This window comes from Tunturiibacter gelidiferens (genome assembly GCF_014201335.1).
GTDB classification, from domain to species: domain Bacteria; phylum Acidobacteriota; class Terriglobia; order Terriglobales; family Acidobacteriaceae; genus Edaphobacter; species Edaphobacter lichenicola_E.
On the sequence record NZ_JACHEB010000003.1, the window covers coordinates 179,039 to 202,775 of the forward strand.

Genomic DNA, 23,737 nt, shown 5'->3' on the forward strand with positions numbered 1-23,737 from the left:
ACAGCACGACGCAGGTTGCTGTTCATAGATTGGATTTGGCGAATGCCTAAGGGGTCGAAATGAATAAATTGCTAAAAGGACAGGTCGCGGTCGTGACCGGGGCGGGTTCCGGTATCGGCGCAGCCGTTGCCGTTGCACTCGCAGATGCAGGTGCGACCGTCGTCGTCAATCATCCGAATGTCTCCGCGCCAGCGGAAGAGATAGTCCGCAAGATCAAGAGCAACGGTGGCACCGCGATTGCTCTTGGCGCAGACGTCAGCAAAGAGGACGAGGTAATCGCGATGTTCCGCGATGTCGTCGCGCAATTCGGAACCGTCGACATTCTGGTTGCCAATGCCGGTTTGCAGCGCGATTCACCTTTCATCAAAATGAGCCTCGCGGATTGGCAGTTCGTTTTGAATGTCAACCTTACTGGGCAATTCCTTTGTGCGAGAGAGGCCACGCGTGAGTTTCTAAGACGCGGTCCCGACCCCTCGCGATCTGTTGCGACAGGAAAGATCATTTGCATGAGCTCCGTACATCAAGTGATTCCTTGGGCTGGGCACTGCAACTATGCCACATCGAAGGGTGGCATCAAGCTCTTTATGGAGAGCATTGCGCAGGAGTTGGCCCCGCATAAGATTCGAGTCAACGCGATCGGACCAGGAGCAATCAAGACACCCATCAATCGAGTTGCCTGGGAGACGCCGACTGCCGAAGCGGCACTACGCACTTTGATTCCGTACGACCGAGTCGGAGTTCCAGAGGATATCGCGAAGGCCGCCGTATGGCTGGCCTCCGATGAGTCGGACTATGTGACCGGGACCACGCTCTTCGTCGACGGCGGCATGACCTTGTATCCGGGGTTTGCGACGGGCGGATAGCCAAGGCAGTTCTCGCTATTTGGGTTCAGCAGGCATGAACCCAAGTTCCTTCAAAAGAAGAGGGTAGGGCCATCGTGCAGAACGAACAAGCAACGTATCCCGTGCGGGAACTTTCCCCGTCGGCCACCTTGGCAGACGCCATCGCGGTGCATTGGCCCCAGTATTTGTTCGAAGGCTTGGAACTGGCGGCTTTCATGCTTTCGGCTTGCGCTTTCGGTACGCTGCTGTTCTATTCCGAATCCCGAGTCGTTGTGTGGGTGCCATCCGCTGTGCTTCGTCTCGTTCTCATGGGCATCGCGATGGGCGGTACTGCGATCGCGATCATCCTCTCTCCGATGGGGCGTCGATCCGGAGCGCATTTCAATCCCGTGGTGACCTTGACATTCTTCTGCCTAGGAAAGATGCACCGCTTGGACGCGCTTCTCTATATAACCTCTCAGTTTGTGGGAGGGGCATTTGGGGTAGTTGTTGCGAGGATTCTAATCGGCCCCCAGCTCGCCTCCCCGTCAGTACGCTATGTCGTCACAGTCCCTGGACAGTACGGCGTGCCTCTTGCCTTTCTGGCCGAGTTCTTTATGGGGCTGCTTACGATGACGGTGGTGCTTCAGAGCTCCAATCGTCCGCGTCTTTCACGCATCACCTGGTTGCTGGTTGGACTCTTGGTAGCGACGTATGTGATTGCATTCTCCCCGGTGTCCGGTTTTAGTCTCAATCCCGCTCGAACCATATCTTCGGCGTTCTTCGCCGGCGTGTGGACCGCGATGTGGCTTTACCTTACAGCTCCACTGTTGGGAATGCTTCTCGCGGCCTCACTTTATGTTCTCTTCTCCGAACCACAGGCCGTCCTCTGCGCCAAGATCTATCACGACCTTCATAGTCCTTGTCCATTTCGCTGCCGTTTTCAAAGGCTTGCACAACCGGAGTCATCCACGTCTCGTTTGTGATCCGGAGTCGGCTCTAACCACGCATCCCAAAGGGAGAATCATGGCACATCAAACGCGTTACGACATCATCATTATCGGTACAGGTGCAGGCGGAGCTACGCTGGCCAAACGCCTCGCGCCTTCAGGAATGAAGATTCTCATTCTTGAACGCGGCGACTATGTTCCGCGTGAGAAGGAAAACTGGATCTCTTTGGAGGTCAACCTCAAGGGACACTATCTCGCCAAGGAGAAATGGCGCACGAAAGACGGGGAGGTCCTTGAACCTCATACCAACTACAACGTTGGTGGAAACACAAAATTCTTTGGTGCGGCTCTCTTTCGGTTGCGCGAAGTCGATTTTGGAGAGATCCGACATGAGGCGGGAGTATCGCCCGCGTGGCCCATTTCGTACAAAGATCTCGAATCCTACTATGATGAGGCCGAGGATCTGTTCGAGGTTCGCGGTGAACGCGGCGTCGATCCTACAGATCCGCCGACCACCGGCCCCTATCCCTTTCCTGCTATTTCACATGAGGAACGGCTCGAGAGATTGAGTGCCGATTTCTCGTCCATGGGCCTCCATCCGTTCCATACGCCCTTAGGCGTGCGCCTCGACGAGCAACACCGGCGCACGAGTCGCTGCATTCGATGCAACACATGTGACGGATTTCCTTGCCTGATCCATGCAAAATCCGATGCCGAGATGATGTGCATTGAGCCGACACTTCGGATGTACGACAATGTCACGCTCTTGACTAAAGCAAAGGTCACTTCTCTCAAGACAGGCGCATCGGGTAAGGAGATTACTGGCGTCCTGTTTGAGCACGATGGGGAGCAAGTGGAGATGTCAGCAGATATTGTCGTCGTCTCTTGCGGAGCGATCAACTCGGCCGCTCTATTGCTGCGATCGGCGAATAACGATCATCCGAACGGCCTGGCAAACCGCTCAGGCGTCGTTGGTCGGCACTACATGGGGCACACCAACTCGGTGGTCATGGCTCTCTCGCTCTGCCCCAATCCTACGATCTTTCAGAAGACGCTCTCGGTCAACGATTTCTATCAGGCGTCGAGTGAGTGGGAGTATCCGATGGGACACATCTCATTTGTCGGAAAACTGGATCTCGACACACTCAAGGCGGGAGCGCCGGCGATTGCTCCTGGCTGGAGTCTCGAGTTGATGGCGAAACACTCACTCGACTTCTGGCTTACGTCGGAAGACCTGCCCGACCCGGAGAATCGAGTCACGATCAACCGTGCGGGCGAGATCGTTCTAAGCTATACGCCGAACAACCTGGAGGCCCATAAGCGGCTGAAGCATCAGTTGTCGAAGATGATGAAGAGCACCTCGTGCGAGCTTCATGGGTCCGGATGCCATCAGGGACTATTCGATAGGAACATCTTTATCGGCCAGCAAATTCCCCTTGCCGGGGTTGCTCACCAGAATGGTACCGTGCGCTTCGGCCATGATCCACTGACGAGCGCACTAGACATCAATTGCAAGGCTCACGACGTCGACAATCTTTATGTAGTCGACGGGAGCTTTTTCCCTTCGAGTGGGGCGGTAAATCCTGCCTTGACCATCGTTGCAAACGCGCTGCGTGTTGGCGATCATTTGTTAGAGCGGATGCATGCGCGCAAGGAAGTGTCAAAGGCGTTGCAGGCATGAAGCACTTATTTCTGACATTGCGTTGTCTAGCTGTTTGCATTGTGGTCGTCAGCGGTGGACGCGCCAGGGCGTCGCTTCGCGTGACCAGCGTAGGTTGTCCCTCGATCTCGACGGTCTCACTCGATCGCGCAGTCAGGTTCTACACAAAGGTGCTCGACTTTCAGCTTGTGAAGATGGAGGACTCGTCGAGTTCAGCGCGGCTCGCGCCTGCCATGTCTCTCGAAACGAAGGCCAGGACTGCGAAGCTTTCACTTGGCGACGAATGCCTGGACATCACAGAGTACAGTTCGCCGAGAGGCAAACCGTTTGCTGGTGATTCACGCGCGAATGATCTCTGGTTCGAGCATGTAGCCATCGTGGTCTCAAACATGAATGAGGCTTATGACCGACTTAAAGTGGCGCACGTTAGCTTTGTCTCGAACGTTCCTCAAACCCTACCGGCATGGAACACAGATGCGGGAGGCATATCGGCATTTTATTTTCGCGATCCGGATGGACACTATCTGGAGCTGATCCATTTTCCATCCGGTAAGGGACAGCCGAAGTGGCAAAAGCCGTCAACAAAGACATTCTTGGGTATAGACCATACCGCGATTGCCGTTTCCGACACTAACAAGAGCATCGCTTTTTATCGCGACGACCTTCATTTTCGAGTTGCCGGAAGCAGCGAGAACTACGGGGAGGAACAAGAGCACCTCAGCGGTGTGTTCAACGCGCATGTTCTCATCACCAGCCTTCGTACCGAATCAGGTATCGGAATAGAGCTTCTTGATTACGTAACTCCGACCTCCGGCCGTCCGATCCCTTCCAACCTTCGCGTAACCGATGTCGCCCGCTGGCAAATCCCGTTGGAGGTCGCACCGGGGCCAGAATCTGTCAACGCGATTGAAGACCTTTCACGCACACACTGGATCAAATTACCTGCCCGTGACGGAACTGATCGGCAAGCCGTGTGGATTAGAGATCCTGACGGCCATCTCCTGGAATTGATCAAGCGGGGCGCTCATATGGAGCCTGTCAAACAATGATCAATGAAAAGAAGAGTGCGGAAGTGGACAACGCCGAACAAACCCGTTTAGAGCAGTCAAGGCGGAAAGAAAAGCACTGGAAGCGGTGGGGACCCTACCTCAGTGAACGTGCATGGGGAACAGTGCGTGAAGACTATAGCGTCAATGGAACCGCCTGGGACTCGTTTCCGCACGATCACGCACGATCACGAGCATACCGTTGGAATGAAGACGGTCTAGGCGGAATCTGCGACAACCACCAAAACCTTTGCTTCGCACTGGCCCTTTGGAATGGCCATGATCCGATTGTGAAGGAGCGGCTATTCGGTTTGACTGGCAGCCAGGGAAATCATGGCGAAGACGTGAAGGAGTATTACTTCTATGTTGATTCGACCCCAACGCATTCCTACATGAAGTTTCTCTACAAATATCCGCAAAGTGCATTCCCTTACAACGAACTGGTGAGCGAGAACGCTCGGCGTGGAAAGCATGAGCCCGAATTCGAATTGCTTGACACTGGTGTCTTTGACGAGGACCGATACTTTGACGTTCAAGTGGAATACGCGAAAGCGGATGTCGACGACATAGCGATTCGGATTACGATAACCAATCGCGGAACCGAGGCAGCATCTCTCGATGTGCTCCCCACGCTCTGGTTCCGGAATACGTGGTCTTGGAATGGAGGTGAGGAGGTACCTCAGATCAGAGTCGCGAAGAACAAGTCAGGGCGATCTCAATTCCTTGCAAGGAAGGCTGAGTTCGATTCCTACGGGTTGTCTTTTGAAGGCAGTCCAGATCTGTTGTTTACCGAGAATGAGACAAACTACGAACGCTTATACGGTTCTTCAAACCGTTCATTCACCAAAGATGGCATCAATGATGTTGTCGTTAATGGACGGATGCAGGCTGTCAATCCGGAGAACCGCGGTAGCAAAGCCGCCGCGCGTTACAGAGTAGACCTCCAGGGCGGACAATCGACGGTCCTGCGTCTCCGGTTGACACGAGACAATGGCCTGACCGACGCCTTCGAGGGCTTCGACGCGATCTTTCAAGCGCGAGTCTCAGAAGCCGACGATTACTATGCAGCTATCATCCCTGCAGAACTCAATGATGACGAACGAAATGTCATGCGTCAGTCCCTTGCGGGCCTGTTGTGGTCCAAACAGTTCTATCACTACGTCATCAAAGAGTGGCTGGAAGGCGATCCGAAGCAGCCGCCTCCTCCATCCGAGCGAAATACAGGTCGCAACTCCAGGTGGGGTCATCTCTACAACGCAGATGTCCTCTCGATGCCAGACAAATGGGAATACCCGTGGTTCGCGGCCTGGGACCTCGCATTTCATTGCGTCGCGCTTTCGATCGTCGATGCGGATTTCGCGAAGAGCCAACTATCGCTGACGTTGCGCGAGTGGTACATGCACCCGAACGGGCAGCTGCCCGCTTATGAATGGGCTTTCGGGGACGTGAACCCTCCGGTCCATGCCTGGGCTGTATGGAGGGTATATCGAATCGAAGAACGACGTCGCGGCTCAGGTGATCTCATATTCCTTGAGTCTGCATTTCACAAACTCCTGCTGAACTTTACCTGGTGGGTAAATCAGAAGGACGCCGATGGTCTGAACGTCTTCGAAGGAGGATTCCTCGGCCTCGACAATATTGGAGTCTTTGATCGAAGCTCCCCGCTTCCCGTGGCTGGTTTGATCGAACAGTCCGACGGCACGAGCTGGATGGCCATGTACACCCTCAACATGCTTACTATCGCTTCTGAGTTGGCGCGGTACAATCCTGCCTACGAAGACGTAGCCAGCAAGTTCTGGGAGCACTTCCTCTACATCGCCCACGCAATGACTCATATCTGCGTCGACGGAAAGGGGCTTTGGGATAGTGAAGACGGTTTCTTCTACGACGTCTTGTACTCGAAGAGTAGTGATTGGGAACGGATGAAGGTGAGATCTCTGGTGGGTCTGACGCCCTTGTTCGCCGTGGACACTTTGGAATCGGCCGATCTTGACAGGATGCCAGACTTTACGCGCCGACTCAACTGGTTCGTCAAGAATCGGCCTGATCTCACTTCAAATGTCGCGCGTATGCATGGCGGCCAAAATGATCGTCTCCTCCTATCAATCATCGACGAAGAGCGCCTTCGCGCAATTCTTCGCTTTATGTTGGACGAAAACGAATTTCTATCCCCATATGGAGTGCGAGCATTGTCACGGACTCACCTCGAATCCCCGTACATCAAGCACGTCGGTGACACAGAGTATCGAGTCGACTATGAACCCGCTGAGTCCACTTCTGGACTATTCGGTGGCAATTCCAACTGGCGGGGTCCGATTTGGTTCCCCATGAACTATCTCATCATTGAGTCGCTGCAGAAATATCACTTCTATTACGGTGACAACTTCAAAGTGGAGTGCCCCACCGGCTCGGGCACGCTGATGACTCTCGCGCAAGTCTCGGTTGAGCTATCAAACCGTCTGAGCGCCATCTTTTTGAAGAATGAAGCCGGCCGGCGTCCAGTCTATGGGTCCATAGAGAAATTTCAACGCGACCCACATTGGAAAGATCTTCTGCTCTTCTTTGAGTACTTTCATGGTGACCACGGGGCGGGTGTGGGCGCAAGTCATCAGACCGGGTGGACCGGGCTCGTGGCTAAACTCTTGCAACAAAGCGGTGGTCAAAAATCTGTCGCGAGCACGCACAGATAGTGCCACTGCGTGCGCCTCTCGATGACGCGAGACCAAGTCGAATCCACTTAAAAGTTCGACAGATCATCCTGTGTTCGGTTGGGCGGACTCCACAAATTTATCCACACAGTTGGTATTGGAGGCTCTTGAGATGAGATTGGGAAACGTCTTCGCAATTGGATTGATCGCGGTCACAGGAATGGCGAGTCCAGATATGCACGGATCGGCAAAAAAGGTTGGCTTTCAAGCTCCCGGCTTTTATCGAATTACAGTGGGAGAAGTGGAGGTCACGGTTTTGTCGGATGGGACCGTACCACTGCCGATGGATCAACTGCTTACCCACACCACCCCGGCGCTTGTGGACCACACACTCACCGCGTCCTTCATCAAGGAGCCTTATGCCACCTCAGTAAACTGCTTCCTTCTGAATTTCGGTAGCAGGCTCGTTCTGATCGATACGGGTGCCGGACTTACGCTTGGTCCAACACTCAATCATCTTATGGCGAATCTTCGGGCGTCTGGGTACGAACCAGATCAGATCGACGACATCTTCCTGACGCACATGCATATCGACCATGAGGGCGGATTGACTAGCAATGGGATAAGAGCGTTTCCTAACGCGGTCCTCCATGCCGATGGCAGAGAGGCAGACTACTGGTTGAATCCGGAGAACGAGAAGCGGGCGTTGGATAGCGCCGCCAGGCATCCGTCGGACCAACAGGCCAAGTTCGTCGAAAACAACTTCGTCGAGACCCGTAAAGCGATACAGCCCTACATCGACGCGGCCCACTTCAAGTGGTTCCACGGTGGAGAGGAGCTATTGCCTGGCCTGCGTGCGATAAGCGCTGCCGGTCACACACCCGGGCATACCATGTTCGCTCTGGAGAGCGACGGTGCGCGAATTCTATTTTGGGGTGACATCGTTCACGTGGCCGAGGTGCAACTCACCACGCCCCAAGCAACAATCCTGTTCGATAGTGATCCGACACAAGCCCGAGCGGAACGTTTCAAGATGCTAAAAGAGGTTGGCTCTCAGAGGGATCTGATCGCCGGCTCCCATTTACCGTTTCCTGGCGTCGGCCATATACGGCTGTCACAACAAGATTTTACGTTCCTACCACTCAACTTTATCGGAGAACCAAGCAACGATAAGTGAACCCGATCCTGAAAGCGCAGAGCGGATCCCAAGCTGAAGATAGTCCTTTCACTATCTCTCATTAAGCGCGTCGCGTGTGTCTTACATGCTCGTCAAAAGATTCGGCCCTTGAGAAGCAGCTCGAACCCAGCGCTCAATTCGTTGCGATGCCGGATAGGCGAGTCTGCGGCTCCAAACGAATGCTGCCCGGAAAAGTCTCCCCTGATCTCGGGGCGAAACTCGAACCACGGTTTGGGGCGCAGCGTAATACCCGCGGTTGCTTCTCCGTAGGAGCCCGGAACCGCGGCTCTTGCTCCGTGAGGATCGGCAAACCATTCCAACCGCGTCTGCAACGCGGCAATCCGATTCAGTTCATAAGACGAGATAACGAACACATCCTGGCTCCCCGAGTTGTGTCCTCGGTTGGCCGGGTCATGCGGATCAGAAAAGTACCCAACCTCGAAAGCCTGATTGAAACGAGGGGTCCATACCTCGCGCGCCTGCAGTTCAGCAAGTGTCTGCCAGGTCCCAACGTGGTTTGATGCCGCAGCTAGAGGCTTCGGCCCCGTATAGACGGTTAAAAGATATTGTTGTTTCCTCTCGGTCGTCGGATGATAAATAAGTTTGGCCAGATAGCTGGGAGCGCGCCCGCGAAGAATGAAGGATGTGTTGTAGCCCATCGTCGTTCCTAGGACGATATCGGTTTGCGGGTTAGTGTGGGCGGTTGCAAATAGCGCGGTTCCACTCGAACCATCATGCGTCCAGAAATAGCCGCGGGAATAGAGCTGGTTGTAGGGTGAAAGCGTCGTCTCGACACCCGTGGGAATGTTGATTTTTCCGGCGGTCCAATCGATCCCTTCCCGAAACAGAATCGGCGTGTGCAGTTTAATGTAAGCTTGGCGGAATTCGGTACCCCATCGCGGGCCGGTCGGTCCAAAATTGTTCTGCGAGCGCAGGAGAGCAGCGTCGGAACCTGCGTAAAAATCGGTTCGAAATCCCCACGAGAGTCTCTTGGTGGTCGATCGTTCCAAAACTAGCCACGCAGCGTCGAGCATGAACTGGTTACTGAAGCGATTTGGTATCGGGGCTTCGACCACAAGCCCGCTGGCGTTGCTAACCGAAGTGAATCCACCATCCAGCCATCCAAAGGAACGAACCCTGTGTTTCTGTCCCCAATCGGAAAGGGCAACCCGACCCAACAACGGCTTCTGGTCTTCTGGGTACCTGCCGAGGGTATAGGTTTTCCGATCCGCGCCAGAGTCGTCACGCCCGGTCATCTGCCCCATTCCTTTGGGTTCAGAGGGAGTTTGCGCGGAGCATATTGCACACCACATCAGGAGAAAGATAGCTAAGGCCTGGACCCGGATTATTAGGTGTTTATTCATCATCATTTCATTGGTTTTTCAAACCGGCGTACGGCTGCGAGGCTTGCATGGGATCGAGGAGGACGCCTTCAATGCGTCCGATTGGGGTTGAGTCGATTGGAGGTGTGAGGGCCTTGAACCTTTGTCCCGCAATCCGTTGGCAAAAGTGAAAAGGGACCGGAAACCCCGGCCCCTTCGACCTTTACCGCTGCAGTAAGCACCGATGTCCGTGCTACGCGCATTGCGACAAAGAGTTGCTCTATTTGGTGGGACGCGGAACGGGAACGACTCCGACTTGTTCTTCCTTCATGTAGGCGGCACCGAAGTAGGGGAATTCCTTCCGGGTGCGGCTGAGGTCTGGGGCGACGCCATCTGCAAGTGGAGTGTTCGATGCCAACTGCAGCATGATGTCCATGACGTCATCACCCAATGGCCGACCGTTGAAAGCTGCCTGATCGAATGCAGCTTCTGTGCCGAGTTCATAAGGAAGGGCGCAGGGAAGAAGGCGGGCTACGACCTGCTTCCCGTATTCGGATGGATTGACCACCGACCCTGCATAGGTCGACATGTTTTCGGCGAACTCAGCGGTCACGCCGGCGTAGTTCGCAATGTCCTCGGCTGGTCCTGCGGCGTTGAACTTGTCGATCAGTTCTGGCTTTGAAGGATCGGTCAGGAAGATGTGGGTATACAACGGCAGTCCCCACCGCTGTACCTGCATTTCCGGTGCATGCCCATATAGCGACGATGTGGCCCACGCATGTACTTTGCCCTTTCCGATGAGCTCGTTTGGAACCTCTAGAACGATTGCAGTGACGTTCCGGTGACCGAAGAAATTTTTCCGATTTTGGAAGTGGCTGGCGTCATACCGCTTTTCTTTGTAGTACGTCTTGATCCAGCCGATGATGGCAACGGCGTCGCCAGCGAATAGATCTGGCGCCAACCCAACATAGGCACGAACACCATTCTTGGTCTCGACCTTCTCGGTCTCACCCTCAATCAGGACTTCACCCGCGGCACTGCGAGCGGCATCTTTGCCCGTTGCTCTGCGAACCTTGTAACTCTGAATGTGGGCGTGCTCTTCACCATCGGCGTGACGAGCATCACCGAACTGGAGGTTGAACGTCACGTCCTCGCGCGAGTCACCATTCAGGTCGAACCGAAACGCGTATAAGCCTTCTTTATGGAGAACATCTGGCACAGACAGACCTGCATCCGGATTGACTGTCATAGCCATTACCGTGTGGCCGGGCGCGCCCTCGAAGAGATAGAAATCGCAGACGTTGAGGCTTGGATCCTCTTTCGCAAGTTTTGTATCGAAATGATGCGACATACGTAACCTCTTTCATGAAGTGATGGCAATAGATCGGAAGGTTTAGGCGGCGGAGTCGTCCCGTGAAAAGAATGGGAACGGCGTTTGAAGGCGAACGTCTGCCTTCGGCGACCCCGGAGCGGGTGATCCGCTGAGAATGGTATCCACGACCAGGTCGGAAACTTCCTCCGGGTGCCGGCCGTTTTGAGCAGCGAACGTAAAACCGGAAGGCCACTGTGGATCGTAGTGCAGCACGTCGGGTAGCAGCCGCGAGGCGACCCGTCGGGCGTAAGCATCCGGATCGCCTGCCATTCCGCTCTTGCGCCCCTTCGCTGCAATCGCCTTGACAACGTCTTCCATGAGCATCGCGCGATCGTGCGAGGGAGAGATGTTGTGATACGACCTCGCCAAGCCGTCGTCTTCCACGAGAAGGGCGGCGATGAACGGCGATCCGACTCGCTGCCGCTGTCCCGTATGCAACACTCGCTCAGCCCATATATCCATCGCTCCTGAGCCGGCCACCGCCTTCTTTGGCACTTCGACGATCACTGCCTTGAGAACGACACCGTCTACTCCAGGCTGTGTCGCGACGCTGCCTGCAAAGATTCGACATCCATGCAGTTCCAACACTGCAGTATCCGCCACGCCGCCAGGCAACTCTACGTCCCAGCTCCGCGCTCCCGAGTGGATCGTGACCTGCGATTCCTTTTGCGCGCTCCAGTCAAATCGATTCAGACGGAGCGGCCATGTGGCCGCGATCACGGTTGTTTCCGGTTGTACTCCGGGAAATGCGTACAGGTTAGCTTTGTTTGATTTGGGAGCGTATTCATTACCGTCTGCGGACACGCCGACGACTTCGGCCAGCACCTTCGACGGCACCATGGAAGCCACGGCGCTGGCAAGAACACCGCCCAACATCGTACGGCGTGTCACGGTCGTCGTTTCGAAATTCATGCTTGCTCGTTTCATTGTGTCTCCTTTGAAGCTGGAGTTTGCAGCTGTTGACGCCCCAGCAGCGCCTCCTGCGTCCGAGCCTGACCAGGTCCATGGCGCACCGAAACTAGGCAACATCGCTTGTTCAACTAGTATTCTTCGCTCTGCAGGAGAGTCAGGCATCTACCCATTCCATAGGGACATACCTGTATTTTTCTCTAGTGCTTCGTCGGCTTTGATTGCTGCACTCTAAGTACGGCGATGGAGGGCGACAAGCAGTCCTTCAAGGATTGCCTTCAGCTCTTCAACTGTGCCCATGCACCAGTGGCGATCGATCCATGTCATCCCCAGGCTTTCAAATAACCGCTCTGTCTCCGTCTGCCTCGCTCGCAGAGGCAGCTAGGACACATTGGCGCGAGTACTTGACAGAGTTTTCGGGAACGGGTGCACTGATGTTCTGCATCTGTCTCTTCGGGACAATTCTCTATAGCAATACGTCTCCCATGGCGCGCTTTGCTCTCTCGCGGGCCGAAAACGCTGCGATTATGGGAGTGGGTGTTGCAGGGGCGACATTGCTTATCGTTCGATCGCCGTTTGGCAGACGTTCAGGAGCGCATTTCAATCCCGCGATTAGTCTGACCTACCTCTGGCTTGGTCGAATGCACCGTTGGGATGCTCTTTCGTACGTCGCGGCTCATTTTTCGGGAGCTCTGTGCGGGGTGTTCCTTGCCCGTCAATTACTTGGGCTTTCTCTATCATCCGACCCAGTTCACTATGTTGTTACCGTACCAGGAAGCTACGGGCGGGCAGCCGCCTTCATCGCGGAGTTTCTGTTGTCCGCGTTGCTAATGTGTGTCGTGCTCTTTGCCACGAACCATCGGACCCTGGCACGCTTTAGTCCGCTCTTGGTTGCCGCGGTCACTGTCTTTTATTTTGCTAAATGCTCCTCCATCTCGGGCTTCAGCGTAAATCCCGCTAGAACCCTCTCATCGGCGATCTTTGCCTGGATCTGGTGGGGGATCTGGATATACTTCATCGCTCCTTGTCTCGGAATGTTAGCGGCCGCAGGTATTTACATCCGCACCTTTGGACCGAGCCGAATTTATTGTGCGAAGGTGTTCCACGATATGCACTCAACCTGCCCGTTTCCATGCCGATTTGCACGTCTCGAGCATGAAAGGTAGCGTTCACGCTCTGCTGTCGGCCTATGTGCTGACACATGGAGATGACATGCGCCGGCCTCCGATCAGACTGCTGGCCCCTTAAGATATGCGAGAGCTGCTCGATGATGACGGAAGAGAAATGAGCAGCTCTCAGCGTCGCCAGAAGTGATTGGTGCTTTTGTTCTGTGTAAGAAGATTATTCTCTCCACCGGAAGATGCCGATCGTACCGACAATCGCGACTGTTTAATCTACAAACAGGGTGCGACCTCGTTTAGACACATGACACATCGGGTCAGTGATGCATTGGCAGCACCATCCCCAAGAGGGACATGCCGTTCCAAGCAATCTGCACACCAATGCACATCAGGATGAAGGCCATGACGCGCAAAATGCCATGTACGGTGGCCGGAGAGACTGCCTTAATCAGCTTCGGTGCATAGCCATAACAGAGGTAGACCGATGCGCTCAGAACCGCTGCGGCTAGGGCAATCCCACCATAAGCTTCGCCCTTTTCAATCAGGCTGCTAGCTGTAGCGTGCGCACTGAGCGTGATTGTTACTACCAGAGTCCCTGGCCCGGCCGTGATGGGAAAGGTGAAGGGATAGAAGATCTTGTCATTCAGATCTTCATGTTCTGTGGGCGCGCTCCCCTCGATTTCTTGATGTTTCGCACGGTTTGATGCGTTGGCGTCCTTCTCGAACAGCAGTGCCCATGCCGTTGCTGCAATGACGATCCCCCCTGTGACCTGAACAACGGGAAGGGATATACCAAAGAAGGCGAGGAGTAAGGAACCCAAAAACTCGATGACGATGAGAAATCCAAACGTCGAGAACGCAATCTTTCGCGCCAATTGGCGATAGACCGCTGCAGGCTCGTCCCTCACTAATCCAAGGAAGACTAGCGCAGATCCAATTGGATTAATGAGCGGGAGAAGAGCAGTCAGCGCGAGAATAAAAGATCTTGAGAACAACACGTTTGCACCCTCTGGGACACCTTTAAGATCGCTTCGCATCGCAAATGAACCAGTGCGACGGCAGTCCTCACCTAGGCCCGGCCATTTCACTGATCTCTTCGTTGGGAACATACACGCTGGAGTTGCCGACAACGTTCCGACGAAAACTTTCAAGGGGTTCGAGCCAATCTGACGTAACTGTGTGATCATCGTCGAAGAGAGCGCTACAAAGACAGCCCACAGACTGCAGCCCCTGGACTGTACTTTTCTATAGGATCGCAAGTCCCACCTAGAGAAATCTCTAGGCGATAGCCTGAAGAGATTGCCTACCACGATCCCTAAAACGGGTATCAGATAGCTGTGAGTACGTAAGTGGTCGGTGATGCCCAATGATCAGGCTTGCAGGCCAACCGCTCTTATTAATTGGGAGGCATTCACTTGCAAAGTACACCGATCGCGGAATACGCCCTCTTGTCCGATTGCCGTTCCTCTGCTCTAGTAAGCTTGCACTGTTCAATCGATTGGTTGTGTATGCCAGACTTCGATTCTCAGTCTGTATTTGGTCGGCTCCTCGATTCGGACTGCGGACATTGGAGTATCTGTCCAAGGGATATTGCGCAGATAAGTCGAAAGTATGTGAAAGAAGCGATGGTTTTAGAGACAACATTCGTCGTGAAATCAGGAACGGTAGTTGTTACAGATGCGATGGCCCTTGGAATGGGCGAGCGAGGACACGATCTTGGCCGTCGATCCCCACACGCTTTGTTACGCTCAGTTGTTTGCATGGACGGTCACGTACATGTCGACTTTGAATACTCCCCACGGCCAGAATACGGGCTTGTGCTTCCGCTTTTGAAGCGCGTCAGCGGAGGATTGGAAAGCCGTGGGGGATCGAGCATGTTTCTCCTTTCCACACCTCTCGATTTGGAGATAGTGGAGAGCGCTGCGCGCACCGAGTTCACGCTCAACTCAGGTCAAGCCCTTCACTTTTCCTTACAACATCGCTCGATTCTCGACGAACCTCTGTCTTCGTGGAGCCAGACGGAGATTGCTGATCACTCGTCCGATACGGTGGAGGGCTGGCAGACTTGGTCTCAGTTGCACCAAAATTATCAGGGGCCCTGGAAGGAACTCGTCGCTCATAGTGGTCGTGTGCTCCAGGCTCTTACGTACTTTCCAACAGGGGCCATTGTTGCGGCGCCCACGACCTCTTTGCCGGAATCGGTTGGTGGAGACCGAAACTGGGACTATCGCTTCACCTGGGTTCGAGATGCCAGCTTTACGCTCGAGGCTCTGTGGGTTGCGGCGTGTCCGGATGAAGCATTGAAGTTCTTCAATTTCCTTGCGGAAGCAGCCCTGACGCAGGTCCGCAAAGGCGCGGATTTACAGATCATGTTTGGAATACGTGGTGAGCACGACCTCACTGAGCGGACGCTTCCTCAAATGTGCGGATGGCGCGATAGCAGCCCGGTACGCATAGGCAATGGCGCATGGAACCAGCGCCAGTTGGACGTCTATGGTGAATTGATGGGGGCTGTCTTTTTGCTAAGGCAACATCTTAACGATCTGGACGAGCTCACCCGCGAATTTCTGGTCAGTGTCGTAGACGCAGCGGCCTCACGCTGGCAGCAAAAGGATCAGGGAATTTGGGAAATTCGCGGTGAACCGCGACACTTTCTCTATTCCAAGCTGATGTGCTGGGTTGCTCTGGATAGAGGCATTCAAATGGCCGAACTCTTGCAAGCTGCAGATAGCGTGTCTTCTTGGCGACAGACTCGAGAGGAGATTCGCGGAGCGATACTTTCGCAAGGTTGGAGCCAAAAAGTCGGATCTTTCTCGCAAGCATTTGGGACAGACGACCTGGATGCGTCCTCTTTGATGATTCCCATCGTCGGTTTTCTGCCGGCGGACGATGCGAGAGTTCTCTCCACCATCGACGCAACTGTCGCACATCTCACGGACCAGCATGGTCTTGTCTTTCGCTACGTTGCGCAAGATGGCTTGTCTGGTAAGGAAGGTTCTTTTCTTCTCTGCACCTTCTGGCTTGCACAGGCACAAGCGATGTCAGGTCAGTTAGATCGAGCGAAGGAGACCTTCGCCAAGGCCATCGGCTTTGCCAATGACGTTGGTTTGCTCTCGGAAGAGATCCTTCCAGATACGAAGGAGCTCTTAGGCAATTTTCCGCAGGCGTTCAGCCACATCGGACTGGTAAATGCCGCCTGGGCGATCTTTCAGCGTGAGAATGGAGCGTCTGAGGATGATCACGATATCACGACCAGAACCTCGACCATGGCACAGTAGTGAGCGCGGGCATTCTTCGAAGGACAAAGCGCGGAGTACTGACCATGAAGCGTAGTACCTTTTTCAAATTCGTAGCACGCCCTGGTCTTTAGGTTTAAACCTGAAGAAAACTGCAGGCCTCTTTTCATTGCTGTGGCAATAGGTTGTTAGTTTGCTGTTGCTAGGGTGCCTCTGGGCCTTCGGCATGTGTCGGTTTCGGCTCGCCACAGACATCACACTTTATGTCGCGCCTATTGCGAATGGCATGATCCAAGGCCGGATAGAAGCGGCCAGGTACAACGACCATTTATCACGTGCTCACCTTCAAAGAGAGGGCCGCATATACCTATGGAATGACCACCCCCATCGGTCAATCGGATAGAGGCCGCTTAGTCGTAGGTCGGATCAGCCTAAGAAGGCGCGTCAAAAGACTTGCGGAAGCTTTTTTGAAGATCGCGTTTCCGGGGATTCGAAGGACGATCTCCGTTCCCTCTGGTGAACCGGACACCACGAGTTTGGCTCCAATGTGAGTGGCCCGTTCGCGCATGCCGGTCAATCCGTAGTGGCCAGCCTTGCCGCTTTTCAAGATGGTTGAATCAATCCCTCTCCCGTCGTCGCGAATGCGAAGCAGAAGATTGTCGTCGTAGACGAGTTCGATGTCGATTCGATGACCATTAGAATGAAGGCAAGCATTACGAATCGCTTCGTCACCTACCCGATAAATCTCATCCCGCGCAATCGGATGCATTTCTTTACTTTTGCCTGATACCGATATATTTACGGCGATGGCCCGATTTATTGCGCAGTCCTCGAATGAAGCGCGTAGGGCTGCTGCGAGGTCATTTCCTTCGGTCGCTGAGTTGCGAAGTGAGTCTAGCGCCGCCCGTCCCTCTCTTGAAGCACGCTCCGACCAATCGGAGATACGTTGGGCGAAGTCTTTTGCCGTCGGTTCACGTATGCTCTCGTTCGCCTGATCGGCAACCATCTTTATTCCTTGAATGGTTTGCAGGAGCGTATCGTGCAGATCGCGCGCGAGACGCGTACGTTCCTCCAGTCGTTCATCGAACCGCACTTTCATCGCGGCTCGAAACTGCCGTATCTTCATCAGGTAGATCGCGTACGCCATCGCCAGCGACAAGAGGACGCACAGCAAGCGAAATAGGGCAGTCTGATACCAGGCGGGGGGAACCGTGAAATGAAGCAAAGCTCCAGCGGAACTCCACACACCATTGTTGTTGCAGGCGATCACCTGAAACGTATAGTGGCCCGGGCGAAGGTCATTGTAAAAAGCCTGGCGGCGCATTCCAGCATCGATCCAGTTTCTGTCATGTCCGACCAGACGATAGCGAAATTTCACCTTCTCCGGCACGACGTAGCTCAATCCCGCGTAGTCAATTTCAGTGTCTCGTGGCGAGATCGGGAACCGGAGGCTGGTCCTCAAGGGCACATCCTCGCGATCGACGACGATACGCTCGATATGAACGGGAGGGGCAAGTGAGTTGTACGGAATATTGCGGGGATCGATCACCTGGATGATACTGCCGTTGGCCGACCAGAGGCGCCCGTCTGGAGTGAGGGTCACAGATGTGCTGCTACCTCCAAATCTTGGATTAACACCGTCGCGGAGGTCAAAGACAGCCGATTTCAGAGTGTGACTGGGATTGTGCCACCACTGTGCAAGCTCCTCATCACTGACCCTTACGATGCCGCAAGCCATATAGAACCAGTGCGAACCTACGCGATCATCAACGATTGAAAAGCCGCTATCACAAGGCATTCCGTCTTTCGTTGTTAGGCTTCGCGCCGTTCCATTCTGATATCGGTAGAGCGTGTGTTCAACACTTGATATCCATAGAGCGCCATCGGGGTCGGATGCAAGCCCGTAGACACTTCCGTCATAGCCTTTGACGGTTTCGAATTGCCCATCGTGGAACCAGAACAGACCGTGAACATAACCACCCGCCCACAACCCGCCCCGTAGGTTGGGCGCCAAAAATAGAGTCTGATTTTCTGGCGTCTTAAATTTAGCGACGACGCGTGCTCCCTCAAGGCGATAGAGGGCCTTTTCGCGTGAGGACTGATCGATGTCTGATATCCACAGCTGATGTCGGGTGTCCTGCGTCATCGCTGCAGCATAGTGGATCTTCATTCCTTTCGGGCCAGTGGCCTCAATGAAGTCTTTGCCGCGGTATGAGAGAAGTTTCTCGCCAGCTCCCGCCCACATCACTCCTTGCGAATCGTTGTAGAGCAAGTCGGTGTAGGAATTCGAAAACTTCAAATTCGAGAAGGTTTGACCTTGATAAACATCGATGCCATGGAACGTACCAGCCCACACACTGCCGTCTGCCCTAGCTGCTACAGTGGAAGCATTTTCACTGGGTAACCCTTGGCTTGCCGTAAAGGAAATGACCGCAAGATCGCGAAATTCACCAATGCCGCCGCTAGTCACGACCCAGAGGTCGTGCTCTCTATCCTCAAAGATGCTGTATATATTATTGCCGCTGAGGCCATCAGTCGTATCGTAATGATCGAGTCTTCCGTTGCTGAGCCTGTAAAGGCCGCTGGTTTCACTCCCGATCCACAACGAACGGTTGTGGTCAAAGAGAAGACGGTTCACCGAAATCTTGCTTCCGTCGACGTTTGAGGCCTTATAACTCTTCCATATCCCATTAGAAAATTGCAGTAACCCGCCTGACTTACCGCTGTCCCGACGGCCCGCCCATATCGTGCCATCTTGATCCGCAACGAGCGCCACCACATAGCTGAACGACTTCGAATAATCGACATTTGGCAGGTGGTACGTCTGAGGCTTCGTTCCCGCTTGCCAGTGGCAGATACTGTCTTCGCTGCCAACCCAAATGGACCCTGGCCTTTCCGATGCAATGGAGAATCCGCGGTTGCAACCAAATCCATCTCTCGTACTTACACAAGAGATGTGCAAATCTCCTATCTTGCAAAACATCCTCGGTTGACCGCTCGGTTCCCAGTCGGCTTGCCCCATCCAAATGTCATTATGTGAGTCTTCGAGAAAGGGCCCGGGTAGTCTCTGCTTCTCTGGATACTGATAGACATGGCCGTTGGTCACACGCGCTAGTCCCAACTCTGTTCCCACGTACAAGCTTCCATCGCGCCCACCCAACAACTGTGAAACCTCCTGCCCAGGAAGCCGCTCGCCGACCGGAGGAGTCCAATGGGTGAAGCGCATACCATCGAATCGAGACAGGCCATTGGCTGTCCCAACCCAGATATAGCCGTCTGTTGTCTGGGCAATCGCCTTAGGGGAGCTGTCAAGTCCATTTTCGCCAATGCGCCAAATCTTGTGTCCATATTGCGCAATCAGGGTCGATGGGTTCAGCGGGTGTGCCGGACGAATACAGGCCAGAATGAGGCACACTGCTACGAGCTTAACTCCCAGCCGTGACGGAGGACAAAAAAGCGCTACATCAGTCGACGTGTTCGCTCCGTTTGTGATCCGTGCAACTGGCCATAAACGCAGGTTCTCCACAGATACCAATCCTAAGCATTCGATGGGCGGATCAACCTGTAGAAAACTCTAGCTATCGACAATTTAACGAGATTTTTCGTCAGTTCGGAGATTCTTTGGCAAGCAGGCAAGACAAGAGCATTCTGCCTCTCATCGATGAGAAAGCCAAATGCAAATTTGGCGATTGAGTTCGCTGTCTGGCCTCCGTGTTGGACAGACCTGTAGAAATATGTAGCTCCAGTCCTGTTGCTTCTAATCTGCCTGAAGCGAGCGAAATCCTTGAGAGTAAGGTTCAACACGGTAACAATGCGTTGCACCGGCCATTTGGACTGAACGCCTTTTGACTCGAGGTATGCCCACCATGGAAACCAATCGCCCAATAATCGCTTTGTTTGAGAGTCAGTCGTCATCGGTTCTCATCAGATGCGCAGATGATTCGCCGTCAATCCGCGATGAGACACAACTAATCGAATCCATCCTCGCAGGCAATACGAATCTTTACCATGATCTCGTCCGACCCTACGAAGCGCTTGTATACCGTATGGCATTTTTGATGCTTCGAAATGAAGCAGATGCCGAAGACGCTGCTCAGGAGACCTTTCTGCGGGCGTACCGCAAGCTGGCAAGCTTTCGGTCTGAATCCAAATTCAGCACATGGCTTACTAGCATTGTCCTGAACGAGGCGAAGGCCCGTTTACGGCGTCGCAAAAACGGGGTCGCCGTTTCTTTGGATTCTCTTTCGAGTCAGACGCAGTCGCTACCCGCTCGATGCATCTACGACAAACAGGAAAGTGCATTGCTGAGTCTGGAGCGAGCTGAGCTGCGATCTCATTTGCAGCGAGCGATAGCTGACCTCCCAACGATTTACCGAGAAGTGTTGCAGATGCGCCTAGTCAATGAATTTAGTGTCCGCTGTACGGCGCAGGCGCTTATGTCAACGGAAGGAGTCATCAAAGCTCGGCTTCACCGCGCCCGCCGGATGCTTCAGAGACGGTTCGATGCACCTAGGACTCGGGAGAAGACCTCGCATGCCTGCGGTGATTGTTGAACCGGCGCTCTCTGCCTGAGACCTCTGGCGCTCGGATTTGGAAGGGAAATTGGAAGATCTTCGCTTCAACCCACCTGCTCACAGACCAACACGAGTGGATATGCGGCAACGATTCGATCACGCTCGATGAGACGTAACTTGCGTTTAGGTGCACATTATTCTACGTGGGAAAAATTGGTAGATACCTATGTTTTTCTATGGGCGGCAAATTCCTCACGCCACATATGCTTACCGAATGTGCAATGCGTACGCGTATGCCAAATCACGCTGGAGGCCACTCGATACAAGTTCTGGGTATATCACAAGCTTGGCTGAGAGCGAAGGTGAAGATGAGGTAGCAGGGCAACGGGGCAACGCACGATTCCGTAGCACACGTGATTTGATCGAGAAAGCTTGGACGAGATTCGCATTATTTTGCCTCTGCTCTATGGTCGTGTCATCTTCAGCGTACGCAGCGGATCATAGCCCCTTGTTCAGTTACGCGACGCCTGTCAATGCTAAAGGGGAGTTCAGTTTTGACACTGGACTCTTTGGCCGCACCGGATCGGAGGGAACTCAGTTTTCAACTGGATCAGGGTTTGGGTATGGCCTTAGGCCGCATGTTACCCTCAACGCCTTTCTGCCTGCCATGTTCGGAACAGGCAATCTGCCAGAAAGCCGAATCATTAGTGGTTCTGAGTGGGCAACTGGCGCGTCTTGGCGCTTTCTCGACTCAGGCAGAGGTGTGGGGCGTCGGCTGGAGTCAACAGCGTCTCTAAGCGCGGTTGCTCCAGGTCCACAATCTGCTACCGGCGTACTTGGCAATCTGCATCGAGCACCGGGTGTCGCGGGATCCTTAGCAGCAGGGATGACTTCACGGAGTCAATATCTTTGGGTCGGCAGCGGTTACACCCGGTTTGCCGAAGCCTCACACGACCGGAGACCAGACACGACCTCATGGAGTGTGGCATATGGCTACCGCCCATCCAAACTGCGTCGAGGCGTGGACCAATGGGATTACCGCGGGTTTGTCGAGTTAACTGGCGAGCATACCGGAGGGGTGAAAACCGGGGGAACCATTCTGCCAAACAGCAGTTCCACCACGGTATGGCTAGGACCGTCAGTCTTGGGGATCTTTGAGGAATTCGCAGTAGAGGCCGGTGTCCAGGGTCCAATTATTCGTGATGAATCGGATGTCATTTATGGTCGTGAGCGAATTCGTTTCGGAATCAACCTCAGCTACCTCAAATACTCGTCGCGGAGTCACTCTCGTTGAAGAGATTGGTGATGAAGAAGATCGCAATTACCGGCATCCTCGCAATGTGTGCGCTGACCGCTCAGGGCCAGTATAAGCAGATCGATATGACGGTCTTCGGAATGGACTGTCCTCCGTGCGCCTTCGCAATCCGACTCTCTATGAAGAACGTCCGCGGGGTCAGCGGCGTTGATGTCGACCTGAACAAGGGACTGGTAACGATTAAATTGACTGCTAGAAGTACTGCTGAATTAAGACAGTTCAACGAGGCCGTCGAAAAGAACGGCTTCGCGCATCAAGATGCAGATGTGCTTGCAGAGGGTGTTTTATCAGGCTTGCCGACAGCGCCGCTCCTGCAGGTAACGGGAACGAACGATCGATACGCATTGGTGCCGTTCGCCCAAGGAGTCGATGTTACAGCCTTATTGGGGAAGTTGGTAATCATTCAAGGGGTGTTACCGCAATCGCCGAGAGGTAAGGTTCCGGTCGTTCTTCGATACAAGACGATCGCGGTGTCTAAATGACAGCTTCTTCGCTTTCAATGCCAGCGATCAAGCGGGTTCGTCAGGCGTCGCTGATGAACTATCTATCACTGTTTGGATCCTTCAGTACGCTCCTTTGCTGCGCCTTACCGTCATTGCTCGTATTGATGGGGATGGGAGCCACTGTAGCTTCCGCGCTCTCAGTCGCTCCATGGCTTGTGACGATGTCAAAGCATAAAGTGTGGACATTCGCTATCGCCGCCGCGCTTATTAGCATGAGCTTCATGATGACGTATTGGGTGGCTCCTCGGATCAAGGAGGGGGAAGCGTGCATAGAAGACGATCCGACCATGTGCGGGCGGGTGAGCAAGTTCAGCCGTATGCTCCTATGGGGATCGGCTACGATCTGGTCTTTCGGCTTCTTCATGGCCTACGTCCTGGGGGGCATACTCGACTGGTACCAATTTGTATGGTTTCGTCTTTTGTGTGGCTTTCTGGTGATTGCGATCGGCTGCTCGCTATATCTGTATCGGCTTCGCCTCAAGGCGGCATCGATGAAGATGCGCTTTGATGAACGGCTCGAAGAGAGGGCCCGTCTAGCGCGCGATCTGCACGATACGCTGCTACAAACCATTCAAAGCGGGAAACTTGTTGCTGACAATGCAAGGAATAATGTGCAAGAGCCCGCGGCCAAGATTGCCCTTCATCGTCTCTCATCTTGGCTGGAGCGCGCTGTCCTTGAAGGTAGAGCTGCTTTAGATTCTCTTCGTGCTTCTACAACCGAGAACAATCACCTCGCCGGATCACTACGAGAAGCTTTCAACGGCTGCAATGCCCAAATGGATTTGGAATTGTTGGTTGCCGGGGAGAGCAGGGAGATGCATCCAATCGCTCGAGATGAGGTCTACAGGATTGGACATGAAGCCATACTGAATGCCTGCAACCATTCCCAAGGTAACCGCCTCATCGTCGAACTTGTCTACGATCAAAATATGCTCTTGAGGATCCAGGATGATGGCGAAGGCATCGCCCCGCACATCCTGCAAGCTGGCAGATCGGGACATTACGGGCTGATCGGTATGCGCGAGCGGGCTGCTCGCATCGGAGCAAAGCTCACGGTTGTCAGTTCAGCAACAGGCACGATTGTCACCCTGTTCGTGCCTGGCGAGGCGATTTTCCTCGCCTGATCTGGTCTGATTCCTGCAC

Annotated in this window: 16 protein-coding genes; 11 read left to right on the forward strand and 5 right to left on the reverse strand. The window is 54.0% G+C overall.

Annotated elements, in window-relative coordinates; all coding sequences use genetic code 11:
* Positions 1 to 59: 59 nt before the first annotated feature.
* The 6 genes from HDF14_RS07080 (at position 60) to HDF14_RS07105 (ending at position 8,302) form a co-directional block, all read left to right on the forward strand.
* Positions 60 to 863, forward strand: a complete 804-nt coding sequence (locus HDF14_RS07080) for a glucose 1-dehydrogenase (protein WP_183974970.1) — start codon at positions 60 to 62, stop codon at positions 861 to 863.
* 74 nt (positions 864 to 937) lie between these two features.
* Positions 938 to 1,807: an MIP/aquaporin family protein gene (locus HDF14_RS07085; RefSeq protein WP_183974972.1), complete on the forward strand. Its 870-nt coding sequence runs from the start codon at positions 938 to 940 to the stop codon at positions 1,805 to 1,807.
* Positions 1,808 to 1,847: 40 nt separating this feature from the next.
* On the forward strand, positions 1,848 to 3,452 hold the full coding sequence (locus tag HDF14_RS07090; RefSeq protein ID WP_183974974.1) for a GMC oxidoreductase: 1,605 nt from the start codon (positions 1,848 to 1,850) through the stop codon (positions 3,450 to 3,452).
* Positions 3,449 to 4,480 (forward strand): VOC family protein, encoded by a 1,032-nt coding sequence (locus HDF14_RS07095; protein ID WP_183974976.1) that lies wholly within the window; start codon positions 3,449 to 3,451, stop codon positions 4,478 to 4,480. Before HDF14_RS07090 ends, HDF14_RS07095 begins: the two co-directional genes overlap by 4 nt.
* On the forward strand, positions 4,477 to 7,167 hold the full coding sequence (locus HDF14_RS07100) for an MGH1-like glycoside hydrolase domain-containing protein (RefSeq protein ID WP_183974978.1): 2,691 nt from the start codon (positions 4,477 to 4,479) through the stop codon (positions 7,165 to 7,167). The genes HDF14_RS07095 and HDF14_RS07100 overlap by 4 nt, the downstream gene beginning before the upstream one ends.
* A gap of 130 nt (positions 7,168 to 7,297) precedes the next feature.
* Positions 7,298 to 8,302, forward strand: a complete 1,005-nt coding sequence (locus HDF14_RS07105; protein ID WP_183974980.1) for an MBL fold metallo-hydrolase — start codon at positions 7,298 to 7,300, stop codon at positions 8,300 to 8,302.
* Between the two features lie 92 nt (positions 8,303 to 8,394).
* On the opposite strand, the gene HDF14_RS07110 is transcribed toward HDF14_RS07105, so the two are convergent.
* The 3 genes from HDF14_RS07110 to HDF14_RS07120 all read right to left on the reverse strand — a co-directional run bounded on the left by HDF14_RS07110 (position 8,395) and on the right by HDF14_RS07120 (position 11,923).
* Positions 8,395 to 9,558, reverse strand: a complete 1,164-nt coding sequence (locus HDF14_RS07110) for an outer membrane beta-barrel protein (RefSeq protein ID WP_183974981.1) — start codon at positions 9,556 to 9,558, stop codon at positions 8,395 to 8,397.
* Between the two features lie 346 nt (positions 9,559 to 9,904).
* On the reverse strand, positions 9,905 to 10,975 hold the full coding sequence (locus HDF14_RS07115; RefSeq protein ID WP_183974982.1) for a DUF4331 family protein: 1,071 nt from the start codon (positions 10,973 to 10,975) through the stop codon (positions 9,905 to 9,907).
* Positions 10,976 to 11,017: 42 nt separating this feature from the next.
* The gene (locus HDF14_RS07120) at positions 11,018 to 11,923 is read right to left on the reverse strand and encodes a hypothetical protein (protein ID WP_183974983.1); all 906 of its coding nucleotides are present in this window, start codon (positions 11,921 to 11,923) and stop codon (positions 11,018 to 11,020) included.
* Between the two features lie 416 nt (positions 11,924 to 12,339).
* Between HDF14_RS07120 and HDF14_RS27485 the strand changes: the two genes are divergently transcribed.
* A complete protein-coding gene (locus HDF14_RS27485) occupies positions 12,340 to 13,071 on the forward strand; it encodes an MIP/aquaporin family protein (protein WP_406707208.1) in 732 nt (243 codons plus the stop codon).
* 272 nt (positions 13,072 to 13,343) lie between these two features.
* Here the strand turns inward: HDF14_RS27485 and HDF14_RS07130 are convergent, their stop codons facing one another.
* Positions 13,344 to 14,024 carry a MarC family protein gene (locus HDF14_RS07130; RefSeq protein WP_313899506.1) on the reverse strand — a complete coding sequence of 227 codons (681 nt, stop codon included), beginning with the start codon at positions 14,022 to 14,024 and terminating at the stop codon, positions 13,344 to 13,346.
* Between the two features lie 417 nt (positions 14,025 to 14,441).
* Here HDF14_RS07130 and HDF14_RS07135 point away from each other — a divergent pair, with 417 nt between their 5' ends.
* Complete coding sequence (locus HDF14_RS07135) at positions 14,442 to 16,304, forward strand: glycoside hydrolase family 15 protein (protein ID WP_183974986.1); 1,863 nt, start codon at positions 14,442 to 14,444, stop codon at positions 16,302 to 16,304.
* A gap of 349 nt (positions 16,305 to 16,653) precedes the next feature.
* Here the strand turns inward: HDF14_RS07135 and HDF14_RS07140 are convergent, their stop codons facing one another.
* Positions 16,654 to 19,677 carry a ligand-binding sensor domain-containing protein gene (locus tag HDF14_RS07140; RefSeq protein WP_183974987.1) on the reverse strand — a complete coding sequence of 1,008 codons (3,024 nt, stop codon included), beginning with the start codon at positions 19,675 to 19,677 and terminating at the stop codon, positions 16,654 to 16,656.
* 451 nt (positions 19,678 to 20,128) lie between these two features.
* Here HDF14_RS07140 and HDF14_RS07145 point away from each other — a divergent pair, with 451 nt between their 5' ends.
* The 3 genes from HDF14_RS07145 to HDF14_RS07155 all read left to right on the forward strand — a co-directional run bounded on the left by HDF14_RS07145 (position 20,129) and on the right by HDF14_RS07155 (position 23,718).
* Positions 20,129 to 20,815, forward strand: a complete 687-nt coding sequence (locus HDF14_RS07145; protein WP_183974988.1) for a sigma-70 family RNA polymerase sigma factor — start codon at positions 20,129 to 20,131, stop codon at positions 20,813 to 20,815.
* A 1,266-nt stretch (positions 20,816 to 22,081) separates the two neighbouring features.
* Complete coding sequence (locus tag HDF14_RS07150) at positions 22,082 to 22,573, forward strand: heavy-metal-associated domain-containing protein (protein ID WP_183974990.1); 492 nt, start codon at positions 22,082 to 22,084, stop codon at positions 22,571 to 22,573.
* A complete protein-coding gene (locus HDF14_RS07155) occupies positions 22,570 to 23,718 on the forward strand; it encodes a sensor histidine kinase (protein ID WP_183974992.1) in 1,149 nt (382 codons plus the stop codon). Before HDF14_RS07150 ends, HDF14_RS07155 begins: the two co-directional genes overlap by 4 nt.
* Positions 23,719 to 23,737: the final 19 nt, after the last annotated feature.